The sequence below is a fragment of the Neobacillus niacini genome (assembly GCF_048572935.1).
Lineage (GTDB): Bacteria > Bacillota > Bacilli > Bacillales > Cytobacillaceae > Neobacillus > Neobacillus niacini.
The window spans coordinates 5,585,940-5,598,857 of sequence record NZ_CP183883.1; the positions used below are offsets into that span (position 1 = coordinate 5,585,940).

The following is a 12,918-nucleotide window of genomic DNA, read 5'->3' on the forward strand; positions in this document are numbered from 1 at the left end:
CAATTGGATAAAAAAACAGCAGCCAGATAAAAATCTAGCCGCTAGAGTCTAATTTACATCTGGACCAAATAATCTTAATGCTTTAACTGCTTCCATACCATTATTTACAATAGAAAAACTGGAAACTTGGGCAGGAATAAACAATTGGTCACCTTTTTTTAAAGACAGATGTTCTTCACCTGCTTTGACGGCGGCCTTGCCAGATACTATATATAATCCTGAAAATACTCCGTCCCCCTGTACTTCAGTTTCAGTTTGAAATTCCAATTGAGTCATTCTGAAATATGGTGTCCGATTATAACCAATGAGTTCGATTTCTTTACTGCCCTCTAAATCTGTAACCATTTCAGGAACTACCTGCCAGTTTTCTAGCGTTTCTTCTCTAGTAAATGTGTCGTACTTAAATAGATCAAACATCTTTTCAAATCCCAGGCCTTGATGTATTAAGAACTCATCAATTTTTAATCCTGAAGGTGATGTTTTTTCCAAGCGGATGGTAATATCTGAAGGCTCTTGGATTTCTACCAATAAACAGCCAGAACCAATCGCATGTGGAATACCGGCTTCAATTAAGAACGTATCTCCAGGTTGGACATAGTATTTATGTAAACAAGCAAGCATGCCTTGAACATCTTGTTCTTCAAACAATGCCTTCCATTGTTCTCTCGTGACACCTGGTTTAAAGCCCATATATACATGGGGAGGTTCGCCGTCGATTTCTCTGCCGCCCACAAAATGCCAGCATTCTGTTTTTCCATACAAAGAATGAAAAAGCTCTTGAGCTTGATTTCTGTCGGGATGGGTCTGAATAATTAAACGCTCTGCGGTATCAATCAACTTAACCAATACTCCAGTTTGTTTACCGTACTTTTCGAGATGTTTTTTCCCTAAGAACTCTACAGGATTATTATCCACTAAATCCTTCAAGTAGATGTCCCTGTCAGGCAGGTCTACCTTGCTCAATCCTTCATCTATTAAATGTTGTCGGTCCGCATTTCTATTGGTAGAAATAATCGACATCATCCATTCTTCAGGGTAACGACTATCCTTTGGGTCACTAATTCCATGCAGTTCATCTAATAGTTTTCCACCTAAGTAGGTCCGCCATGACCTAGTAGGCGATAACTTGATTGGCTGAGAGCCATCCATCTTCATTGAAGTAACATCCATAGTAATAAACCTCCTTAATGTAATAGGTTAAAGAGTAGAAAGCTCCCATTTTTTAAATGGAAGCTTTTATTTTATGGCTTTTCTATAAATCTATTAATTTTCTTTATAGAGATCATGTAACGCCATGCTGCCTAAAATAAAGGCACCCATTCCATGAAGGTCATTTTCAGATGTTGGGCGTGATACATAGTAATCGTATGTGCCTGCAGAAGTTCCGATCACAATTCCTTTTAATGTGAAAGAAGAATCATCACTTTCAACCATATGCTCTATTAAACCTGCATAGGCCTGATCACAAACCTCACGATAAGACTCATCTACAATACCATGCTTAACAGCCTTTGCAATAAAGTACAAGAAGAGAGCTGAACATGAGGATTCTAACCAGTTATCTGGACGGTCTCCTTTATCGATCACATTGTACCAAATTCCAGACTGTTCATCCTGGAATTTCACGATAGCAGGAATGAAACTTTGCAGGGAATGAATCCATTCTTCTTGACCACGTTTCTTTTCACCCAAAACCTCTAACAGATCAATCAGTGCAGCCCCGTACCAGCCAACTGAACGACCCCAGAAATCCGGTGAACAGCCTGTTTCTGGATCAGCCCATGGCTGGACTTTTTTCTCATCCCAAGCATGGAATAGCAAACCCGTCTTTGGATCTGTCATATGTTTTCTCATGAGCTTTTCCTGAAGCAATACATGCTGAACCAATTCTTCTTCTTGAAAATGCTTGCTGTACATAAGCATAAATGGTCCACCCATAAAGAGGCCATCTAACCACATTTGATAAGGGTATTTTTCCTTATGCCAGAAACCATTTTCAGTGGTTCGATTGATGGTATCTAAGGCGCTTCTTAATTTCTTTGCCGCAATCATATATTTTGGATTCTTCGTCTTTTCATATAGAGGAAACAAGAGAATCCCCGGCATGATAGAGTCTAATTGATCTCTTTCAAAGACGACATTTCCTTCCTCATCAATTAAATGATCAAAATATGCTTGGATGTAGTTAAAATACTCTTCCTTACCTGTTTCTTGCCATACTCTATACATTCCATATAGGAAAACACCTTGGTGATAATGGAACCAATTTACTGGAGGTAAATCCTCAGCACGGAAAGTCTTCATTAATGTCTGGCATGCTTTTTCGGCCATCATTAGCGGTGTTTCTGTTCTGATTTTATCTGTAGTTTTTCCCATTCTCTTAATCTCCTTCTCTATTTTTTTCTTTTATATAAGGGAACTGGGTGTTAATAGAAATCAACACCCAGAATGTGGATTAAATTACTTTTTAAATGTTTTGTCGTACTTTTCTTTAGAATCTTCAATCGCTTTTGCCCATTCATCTAGGAAGTCTTTTGCTGACATTTTTCCACTCATCACTGCTTGTACCCCTGGGTCTACGACACCATCAAGAATAGCACGATAATCTGGCAGATAGAACGGCGGCTCATATAGTTTTGTATCAGGATCATTGTAAACTTCAAATGCTGTTTTGATATGCTGTGCGTCTTGTACCCATTCATCATCTAACACATCAGAGTTTGTAGGAATTTGACCAGTTTGTTGATTCCAATAACTTTGTGCTTCTTCTGAGTTAACAAATTCTACGAATTTCCATGCTTCATCAGCATGTTCTGTTGATTTGAAGATTGCTAGGTTAACTGCATTGCCACCTTCAGCAACATATTGACCTTTTTCTGTTGTTGGCAGTGGAATTAACTTGTAAGAACCTGCAGGTAATGCTTTATTGTGCTCGCCATAAGAACCTGGATTGTGGTGTACCATTGCTACAACACCAGTATCAAAGCCGGCAATCATTTCTTTATAGCCATTTGTGATATCACTTTTTGGCGTTAATTTGTCATAATAAGAGAAATATTTCTCAACAAATTCTACGTGTTTAGGGTCATTGATGTTTGTCTTACCGTTTTTATCAAAAAAGTCTAAACCGCTATAAGCAAACATTGCTCTTTGAATGGTGAAGGACGCACCTGCACCGCCGCGGATTGTAAATCCATAACGATTATTGGCTTCATCTCTCATCTTTTCGATCACTGTAAAGAATTCATCCCATGTTTTAGGCTCCTGTACACCAGCTTGTTCAAACCAGTCTGTACGAACCCATAAGGCATCTAAATTCTGTGCATATGGAATACCATATAGCTTTCCATCTTGGGTTATTTTCTTATTTACACCAGTAGCACTTGGGTTAATTTTCTTGCTGATTTCAGACTTCTTGAAATAGGAATCTAGTGGCAGCAAAGCCTCTCGAATCGAGAATTCTGGCAGCCAAGTTGTTTGCATAGAGCCAATATCCGGAGTATCATCTGCTGCAATAGCAGCGTCATATTTTGATTTAGCTGAGCTATTCGGAATCCCAACATACTCAACATCAATATTAGGATTCTTTTCTTCAAATCGTTTAATGACTTCTTCCCAAACTGGAGTACGTGCTGGACCAGCATTTTCGTCCCAAAATTGAAGTGTTACAGGTTCCTCAGATTTGGTTTCTGCTTTTTTAGTCGTTTTTGTTGCACCTTTTTCTTCACCACCGCACCCTGCAAGTAACATACTTGTTCCCAGTGTTAGTGCAAGCAACGAGGTTGTCATTTTTTTCTTAAACATGGTAATTCCCCCTTAAATATTTTTATAAGTCTTTGTTTCTTATAATGTTGTTAAAATCCTAAAGCCGATTTTAACGTGGAATAAACTATTTTGATTCATGACATCAAGATTGCAAGCTCTTTTCTAAAGAGCCTTTTATAATTAACCTTTTACAGCTCCACCCATTCCATTTACTAGGTGCTTCTGTGCATAGGCAAATAAGATAACTGCAGGAATTAAAGCGATTACACTTCCAGCTGCCAAAGCTCCATAATTGATACTAAATTCTCCCAGCATGGTACTTAATCCAACAGGGAGCGTAAACTTTGATTGTTGATTTGTCAGCATGAGTGCGATTAAAAATTCATTCCAAGTGTAAATGAAAGTAAATACGCCTGTTGCCACAATACCAGGCAGCAACAATGGGAATACCACATGCCGGAGTGATTGAAGTTTCGAGCACCCGTCAATCATCGCCGCTTCTTCTAACTCCTTCGGAACATTTGAGATAAATCCACTCATCAAGATTGTTGTAAACGGAATTTCAATTGCTGTATAGGTAATAATCAGTGAAAGTGGATTACTGATTAACCCTAGATTTTTGAAAATAACGAACAAAGGAATAATCATCATGGCTCTTGGAATGAATTGAGTACATAACAACATAATCATAAAACTGCGTTTTCCTTTGAACTGATATCTGCTTAATGCATATCCTGACAAAGTCGAACAGATAAGTACAACCAAAACCGTAGAAACCCCAACGATTAAACTATTTTTAAAGAAGGTAGCAAATCCGACATTTGTCCAAGCAGTGACAAAGTTTTCAGTGGTCGGGTTAACCGGCAAGTACTGCAGCGGACGTTTAATGATATCCCCTTCAGGTTTGAAAGCTGTATTTATTGTCCAGTAGATTGGAAAGATGGTAAAACTCAACAACATTGTTAAAGGAAGATATAGAGTTAATAGTTTGTCGACTTTTTTATTTGCTGTTAACATCCTTCAAATCACTCCTTTTCATATCGTGATAGTTTCAGATAAAGGATGGCGAAAACTAGTAAGATTCCAAATGAAACGACCGTTAATGCTGATCCGTATCCAAAATTGCTTCCGTGAACTGCTAAATCTGCAATATACATGGTAAGTGTTGTGGTTGAATGTGCAGGACCACCACCCGTTAAGTTGAACAATAAATCGACGTTATTAAACTCCCACACTACTCTAAGTAATGTTGTGAGAACAATGGTATTTTTTAATTGTGGTAATGTTACATAAATAAATGACTTCCATCTGCTCGCACCATCTACTTTTGCTGCTTCATATAGTTCATTCGGAATACTAGATAATGATGCTAGTAAAGTGATCGCAAAGAACGGAATACCCCTCCACAACTCAGCTATAATCACCGATGTAAAAGCTGTTGAAGTGCTTGCTAAGAATGCCTGCGGCTCATCAATAATCCCTATTTTCATAAGTAAATCATTAAGTACACCCATATGTTCGTTAAACATTAATGACCACATAGTTGAAGCCAGCACCCCTGAAATTGCCCAAGGGATAAAAGCCACCGCACGTACTAACCCTCTAAACTTAAATGTTTGGTTCAACAACAGGGCGAGGATCATACCAAACACTAATTGTAAACCAACTTCCGTTACAACCCATTTCAAACTATTTATTAAACTAGGTATGAACATCTTGTCATTCGTGAATATTTCTTTAAAGTTCTCTAAACCTGCAAAGCCATTATAATAGGGCGCCGACACATCATAGTGTTGAACACTGTAATAGAATACAGTCGCTATCGGATAAAAAAGAAAACCTAAGATAATAAGAAATGAGGGTAGAATAAACAGGTAGGGAACCCATCTATCCTTCTTGATATTCTTTCGTTTTACCATCTTTTCACTGTTAATAACCGTTTCAGTAACACCTTGTGATAAACTCATCTAGTTTCCTCCTCTCTGTTTTTTATAATAAATGAAAACGGTTTCTTAAATAATTAAAGATTTTAAGATGATTGATTAAAATTTTAAGATATTTCAAAATATAACTAAAAAAAGGCACCCGCTGCTTTATTGCTGCGAGTGCCTAAATTAATCTTGACTTAACAAATCATTATCGTATTGTTCCTTAGCCGCTTCCATTGCTTCTGCCCACTTCTCTAAAAACTCTTCCACGGTCATTTTTCCACTTAGTACCGATTGTGTACCCGTATCAACAATCGTATTTAGTATCGTACGGTATTCCGAGAGGTAGAATGGCGGCTCAAAAAGAATGGTATTGGGGTCATTATAAACCTTCTGGGCAGTCCGAATATGCGGTGAGGTCTTAATCCAGTCCTCATTTAGCACATCTAAATTAGTAGGAATTTGACCGACACTTCGATTCCAAAAGCTTTGCGCTTCTTCCGAATTAATAAACGCAATAAATTTCCATGATTCCTGCGGATACTTGGTTCCTTTAAAAATACTAATACCAATGGTGTTGCCGTCTTCTGCTACATAATGACCTTTAACTGATTTTGGTAAGGGAATCGCTTGAAATTGGCCGGAATCCAATGATTCGTTATGTTCCGCAAAAGATCCAATGTTATGTTGTAACATCGCAATTGACCCTGAATCAAATCCAGCAATCATTGCCTTATAATCGTTTGTAATATCGTTAATGGGGGTATAGTGTTGATACAAGGCAAAATATTTCTTTAAGAATTCCACATGCTTCGGGTCATTGATTGTGCTTTTCCCATCTTTGAAGAATGTTCCAATGCCCGAATAGGCATACATCATCCGTTGTAACTGGAAAGAACCACCTGCTCCCCCACGTATAGTATACCCATAACGATTATTCGTTTTATCTGTTAACACTTCAACGGCATGAAAGAACTCGTCCCACGTCTCAGGTGTGTTCAAATTGGCCGCTTTAAACCAATCCGACCGAACCCAGAGGATATCGAGGTTTTGTGTATATGGAATTCCGTATAACTTTTGATTACTCACCATGCGTTTATTAAACCCTATCGCACCTTTATTTATTTTATCCTTTTCACTCCATTTGGAAAAATAAGTATCTAATGGCAACAATGCGTCACGCATCGAAAACTCCGGCAGCCAACTGGCATAAACACTAGCCACATCAGGTGTTTCCCCTGAAGCGATAGCCGCGTCAAACATCGCTTTTGCTGAGTCCTTAGGCAATCCGATGTATTCGACATCAATAGTGGGATTTTCTTCTTCAAACCTAGTAATTAATTTTTCCCAAATCGGCGTCCGTTGTGGTCCTGTATTATCGTCCCAAAAAACGATTTTAATTCGTTGATTTTCATTCGAGTTTGACTTTTGGACTGAGTTTTCACCTCTGCAACCCGTAAGCAACAATCCAAATACTACGATCACAGCCATCACAGAAGTTCTAAGATTCTTCCTAAACATGTTTTAGTCTCCTCTTTCCATAGCCACTATCTAAAAGTATAAAATCATTCTACTCATTTTGAAGCTGCGTGCAAAGGTCATCTCGTTGAAAAATTGAAAAAAACATACTAAAAAGTTCAAATGAACGAATAGTATGTTTTTCTCTCCATTATCGTTCTAAGAATTGGTTAGTTGTTGGTCGGATTGAAACAAGATTTCTTTTATATTAACCGGCTTCTTTTCTGCAACTGAACGCCATACTGCTTCACCGACTGCGATAGAATAGGCACCTGCCTCTGATCCTGCTAATATCTCATATTTACGGGCCGGGTCTGGACCGAGGAATAGGTCGGCTAAAAGAATAGGGTCTCCTCCTCCATGTCCGCCGGGTTCTTTGACAAGTTCTATCGTTTCTTTTCCGCCAAACAGAGGAAAATAATCTATCTTTTGCTCAGGATATTCAAACGGAATACGAGAAGGTTCGTGGTACTCGGTTGTTTCAATTCTTCCTTTGGTACCGTTAATAGTCAAGCGATATCCTTCATATGGTGCTGAAAAATTAATCGAGTAACTCAGCATACTCCCGCCGTCATATTTCACTGCAGCTACATACGTATCCTCAATCGAAATTTCTTCATCAAAAATACATGAGTCCGGTCGATAATTTGTATACGGTACTTCTTTTTCATATACACCTGCTAAAAGGTGGTCGTCCCTAACGGTGGTGGAACCGATTCGGGGATTCCATCGCTTAAAATAACTGCAGTCATTCCTAACATCGCAAGTCCCGCAAAAACGACCAGATTCCTTCTGAGGATTCAATTCACCATCTTGTCCATAGTAATTCAAAGCACCGTAAGCGAATACCTCTTCTGGTTTTTGATTTAACCACCAATTAATAAGATCAAAGTGATGGGTAGATTTATGAATAGATAAGCCACCAGAATTTTCACGGCTCCGATTCCATCTTTTAAAGTAACTAGATCCATGGTACGTATCTATATACCAATTTAGGTCAATAGAAGTGATTCTTCCCACTTTCCCTTCAAGAATCATTTCCTTAATTTTTCGGTGAAATGTACTATACCGATAATTAAATGTAACAATGACTTTCCCTTTGCTTTGCTCTTCAGCCTGCATTACTTTATAGGCATCCGCTGCATTTGTCACCATTGGCTTTTCTGTTATCACATTCACCTGTTTTTGAAGTGCTCTTAAAATATATTCGACGTGCGTATCGTCCCTCCCCGTCACAAGGACATAATCTGGGTTCGTTAGATTGATCATCGTATCAAATTGTTCCGGATTGAAGGTAGGTACATGGTCTAGCTGCGGATATTTTTCTTTACAAATGGTAAATCGCAACGGGTCAGAATCTAGTAATCCAACAATTTCATTTTCTCTTGAAAACTCATTAACGAGTGGTTTAATATACATTTCTAATGCCCGATTGCTGACACCGCAGATTACATACTTTTTCATACTAATATCCTCCAATTTTTAATAAAGGCAAATTTACTTGCCATCATTTTATATGAAAATGATTTCTATCTTAATGGAGAATTTTTAGACTTTTGTGTAAATATTTAAGATAATATAGTTAGATATAATATATAATTATTAATATCCTAGTATTTCACGAGAAGGTTTATAATAGATTATACATATTAGAAAAAGAAAAGGGATTGGTTTGGATGATTGGATTAGTAATTATTTTAATTCTGGTTTTATTTTTGCCTTTTTCTGTAAAAAAGGTTGAACACAATTTAGAAATCTTTTTGTTTGTGATGGGTATTGCAGCGGCTTTGGTTAGTGGAATGATGAATCTCCATTTAATTGAAAAAGCCCTGATTGATCCTATTACTATTACTTTAGCTGTCTTAATCGCAGGATTAGTCTGTAAATGGGGGCAGGTACAGCTGGAAAAGTCTATTTTATGGGTGAACCGAATTCTTTCTCCTAGGATTTTCTTCGGGCTAACCGTAATTATTTTAGGTCTTGCCTCTAGCATCATTACGGCAATAATCGCAGCAATTGTACTCGTTATTATCATTAACGTACTTCCCCTTGACCGGAAATCTGAGATTCGCTTTACTGTTTTAGCATGTTTTTCAATAGGGCTTGGCGCCGCTCTCACCCCCATCGGCGAGCCTTTAGCTACCATTACCATTAGTAAGTTAAATGAAGACTTTTTTTATTTGCTCAAATTAATTGGTCCGGAAGTAATCTCAGCCGTAGTTATCTTAGGGATTTTGACAATCCTTTTAGTTAAACCCCAAGAAAGCACTGACGGTTTAACGTCTGAACAAAAAGTAGAAAGCTATAAAGAAATACTGATTCGATCTGCTAAAATTTACTTGTTTGTCATGGGATTAACATTCTTAGGACATGGTTTTGAACCATTAATAAATGAGTATATTCTTGGGCTTCATCCAACGTTGTTATATTGGATTAATATGATTTCCGCTATTTTAGATAATGCTACACTCGCGGCAGCTGAAATTAGTCCAGCAATGGACCAATCAACCATCCAGGCTGTTTTAATGGGTCTTATTATTAGTGGGGGTATGCTAATCCCTGGGAATATCCCAAATATTATCGCAGCAGGAAAACTCAACATTACTAGTAAGGAATGGGCAAGTTTCGGGGTTCCCGTTGGGCTTATAACCATGGCTGTGTATTTTGTTATTTTGTTTGTAATTTAATAAGGACAAATAAAGAAAGAATCGATTCACTTAATTGTGTGACCGATTCTTTCTTATTTTTTCAGTACATTCATGCGAATAATAGCGCTTTCCCTCATCTCAGGTGTAAATAAGGAATAGCCGTTTCTTCCCCGCTCCTTAGAGTGATACATCGCAAGGTCTGCATTTTTTATTAATGTTTCCAAGTCTTCTCCATGCATAGGATGCAAACTGATACCGATGCTTGGTGAAATCATAAAATTTTGCCCATAAATATTAAAGGGTTCTTTCATTCCTTTTATTATCTCGTCCGAAACATCATATGCCTCATTTTCTGAGAGTAAGTGAGGAAGTAGAATAATAAATTCATCACCGCCTAATCGAGCTAAAACATTATCATCCCTAATGACTTCTCTTAATCTAGTTGCCACAGATATTAATAACAGATCTCCTGCTTCATGTCCCAGACTATCATTAATTAATTTGAAATGATCTAAATCAAGCAGTAAAACACCTTTCATCAATAGGCTATCATTCGTATCAGGGTTTTTAAAACAGGATTTTATAAACCAGCGATTAGGCAATCCGGTTAAGGGATCGTGGTAAGCCATATGTGAAATTTTCTCTTCTGCATGTTTTAAATCCGTAATATCCACTCCAAATCCAAGCAAATAATCTTCATTTGATTCTTCAAGATGGATAATTGTTTTTCCAGTATGCATATACCCTTTTTTCCCTTGAAATTCCAAAGCTACCTCATTCGTTTGAAGGGTACGCTTCTTCCATACTTCTAAGTCTATTTCCCGTTGTCTCTCAGCAATATCATGAGGAAAAAAGTCAAACACCGTTTTTCCAACAAGTTCTTCAGCCTTAACACCGTGGGCATTACAAGTTTGTTTATTTGCAAATATCGTTCGCCCTTCAGAATCCTCTAAAAAAACATTTATTGGTAAGGCATCAAGAATCTTGGAATGCAGAGAGTGATTTAAGCGAAGACTCTTTATTAGTTGTTTTTCTCTCGCCTCCAATTCTTCTACTTTTCTGCGTAATTTCTTTAATTCACTTTCATTATGCATGTGAGAATCATGCAGATTCATGTTTATTTCCGCCTTTTAGTAATAATTTCTTTAATTGATCCTAACATAATCATATTGTATTCCTACTTATATATCTCTATAAAATTCTAACAATTTAATGAATTTGTATTTGTTTTTAGACACTTAATGTTCAAGAACTTCACTTATTGTTCAAAAATGAACAAGTAATTTTACTTATAATTGAAGTAATGATGTTATCAAGTTGGATTGGATGTGTTAGAGTGGGAAAATTATTATATATTACTGCTAATCCTAAAGGGATAGAGAAATCAAAAGGATTAAAAATCGGTGAGGCTTTTATCAAAACGATACAAGCAGAAAGTCCGGAGACAGAAATTAAAACAATCGACTTATTTAAATTAGAAATTGCTCACATGGACGCGGAATTAGTATCTGCAAGAGGTAAATTAGCGGGGTATGGCTATACGCTAGATCAGTTAACCGAAGGTGAAAGAGAAAAAATTCTTAAAATGCATGCAATTGCTGACGAATTCCTTTCTTTTGATTATTTTGTTTTCGTCTCACCTATTTGGAACCTCAGCTCCCCAGCAGTCTTAAAAGCATACTTAGACAATTTGTTTATTGCTGGTAAAACGTTTGCTCATACAGCAACTGGTCCAAAAGGACTCCTGACTGGTAAAAAAGCTATTCATATCAATACCCGCGGTGGTCTATACACTGGAACACCAATGGCTGAGTTAGAATCTGGGGATCGTTATTTAAGAATTGCCTTAACCTTCTTAGGTATTGAGGTAATGGATACCATTATTGCAGAAGCGTTAGACTTATATCCTCAAAAGATTACTGAAATTGTTGAAAAAGCGAAAGAAGAAGCCATTGTTGCAGCCAAGGAAATGATAAAATCACCCATTTTACTTTCATAGCATAATCAAAAAAGCTTCCATAAAGGAAGCTTTTTCGTTAGGCAAATCGATAATAAATCAGTAGGAAGGTTGCAAGTGTAAATACAAAATTTAAGAATACAAATACCATTTGAGAAATTTTTGTTCTATGTATGTTAATTGGCGGGTCATAAAACGATACTCCCTCTATAATGAAGATAATTAAAACGATATGAATCATGAGGTGTCCAATAATCTCTGTTACACCGAACAACATGGTTGTTGAAATAAAGATCAATGTCAGGACAAAAGCTAACAGACGATTTAGAATTCCTACGATTAGCAAATAACCCACAACAAATTCGATAAATGCAGCCAGTACTATAAATGTAGCTGCGGGAAATCCAAAAGTGGGAACACCGTGCTGATGAATGATATCCATACTCATTGAAGGATAAACCCATTTCTCAACAGCGACCCAACATAGTGACAATCCTGTCCCCAAATAAAGAAAAGGAAATCCCCAATCTTCGAGTTTCGTTTTGCCGACTAATAGTACACCAACAATAGCTAGATAAAAGCCATAATCCAGCATATGAAATAAACCAGAATGGGTTAATTGGTAAATAAATAACCCCAACAAGATAAGAGCACCAGCTTTTGTCGCATAATGTATAGGAATCAATAGGAGGATAATAGTTACCCACATTAAAATTCGTATCACATCGTTTGTGATAGCAAATTCGGGCGCAAAAATGGTCCCTGCCACAACCTGAATGATTAACGCAATGGCTGTACCATATTTTAAAATATATCTAGACGATTTTCTGTATTTATCCAAAACCCTGTCAATTTTTTGTGTAATTGGAATTTTATCAAGTACTGGCAACAGTTGTGTCAATACAGCTAGCAATGTCGCAACCAAAACGGTAATGGTCATAAACATTGGAGATAGGATGTGTTCGATATCTTCTTTTTCTGGTGTAACTTCTGTAAACCACTTTACATGTGCATCAACAAAAAAAGGTGAACATATGATAACAATAACCAACAAGGTAAAGATCGTAGCTCTACTATTCATTAGAACCTCCCCAATAACTTA

11 protein-coding genes are annotated in these 12,918 nt (G+C 37.2%); 2 read left to right on the forward strand and 9 right to left on the reverse strand.

Translation table 11 applies throughout. The features are described 5' to 3' along the window. Positions 1–48 precede the first annotated feature (48 nt). From ACN6MT_RS27410 to ACN6MT_RS27440, 7 genes are all read right to left on the reverse strand, one after another. Complete coding sequence (locus ACN6MT_RS27410) at positions 49–1,170, reverse strand: type I phosphomannose isomerase catalytic subunit (protein ID WP_419954010.1); 1,122 nt, start codon at positions 1,168–1,170, stop codon at positions 49–51. 93 nt (positions 1,171–1,263) lie between these two features. Further along, positions 1,264–2,376, reverse strand: coding sequence for a glycoside hydrolase family 88/105 protein (locus ACN6MT_RS27415; RefSeq protein ID WP_419954011.1), 1,113 nt, complete (start codon positions 2,374–2,376; stop codon positions 1,264–1,266). A gap of 84 nt (positions 2,377–2,460) precedes the next feature. After that, entirely contained in the window at positions 2,461–3,804 is a 1,344-nt protein-coding gene (locus tag ACN6MT_RS27420; protein WP_419954012.1) for an ABC transporter substrate-binding protein, read from the reverse strand. A 141-nt stretch (positions 3,805–3,945) separates the two neighbouring features. Further along, positions 3,946–4,782, reverse strand: coding sequence for a carbohydrate ABC transporter permease (locus ACN6MT_RS27425; protein WP_034676409.1), 837 nt, complete (start codon positions 4,780–4,782; stop codon positions 3,946–3,948). An 8-nt stretch (positions 4,783–4,790) separates the two neighbouring features. Beyond that, positions 4,791–5,732 carry a carbohydrate ABC transporter permease gene (locus ACN6MT_RS27430; protein ID WP_419954013.1) on the reverse strand — a complete coding sequence of 314 codons (942 nt, stop codon included), beginning with the start codon at positions 5,730–5,732 and terminating at the stop codon, positions 4,791–4,793. A gap of 147 nt (positions 5,733–5,879) precedes the next feature. Continuing rightward, positions 5,880–7,214 (reverse strand): ABC transporter substrate-binding protein, encoded by a 1,335-nt coding sequence (locus ACN6MT_RS27435; protein ID WP_419954014.1) that lies wholly within the window; start codon positions 7,212–7,214, stop codon positions 5,880–5,882. A 156-nt stretch (positions 7,215–7,370) separates the two neighbouring features. Then, positions 7,371–8,675, reverse strand: a complete 1,305-nt coding sequence (locus ACN6MT_RS27440; protein WP_419954015.1) for a Gfo/Idh/MocA family protein — start codon at positions 8,673–8,675, stop codon at positions 7,371–7,373. A gap of 212 nt (positions 8,676–8,887) precedes the next feature. Between ACN6MT_RS27440 and ACN6MT_RS27445 the strand changes: the two genes are divergently transcribed. After that, a complete protein-coding gene (locus ACN6MT_RS27445) occupies positions 8,888–9,898 on the forward strand; it encodes a DUF1646 family protein (RefSeq protein WP_174524429.1) in 1,011 nt (336 codons plus the stop codon). A gap of 53 nt (positions 9,899–9,951) precedes the next feature. On the opposite strand, the gene ACN6MT_RS27450 is transcribed toward ACN6MT_RS27445, so the two are convergent. Next, positions 9,952–10,974, reverse strand: a complete 1,023-nt coding sequence (locus ACN6MT_RS27450) for a diguanylate cyclase domain-containing protein (RefSeq protein ID WP_419954016.1) — start codon at positions 10,972–10,974, stop codon at positions 9,952–9,954. Between the two features lie 221 nt (positions 10,975–11,195). Between ACN6MT_RS27450 and ACN6MT_RS27455 the strand changes: the two genes are divergently transcribed. After that, on the forward strand, positions 11,196–11,858 hold the full coding sequence (locus ACN6MT_RS27455) for an FMN-dependent NADH-azoreductase (RefSeq protein ID WP_419954017.1): 663 nt from the start codon (positions 11,196–11,198) through the stop codon (positions 11,856–11,858). A 37-nt stretch (positions 11,859–11,895) separates the two neighbouring features. Here the strand turns inward: ACN6MT_RS27455 and ACN6MT_RS27460 are convergent, their stop codons facing one another. After that, the gene (locus ACN6MT_RS27460; protein ID WP_419954018.1) at positions 11,896–12,897 is read right to left on the reverse strand and encodes a DoxX family membrane protein; all 1,002 of its coding nucleotides are present in this window, start codon (positions 12,895–12,897) and stop codon (positions 11,896–11,898) included. Between the last annotated feature and the right edge of the window lie 21 nt (positions 12,898–12,918).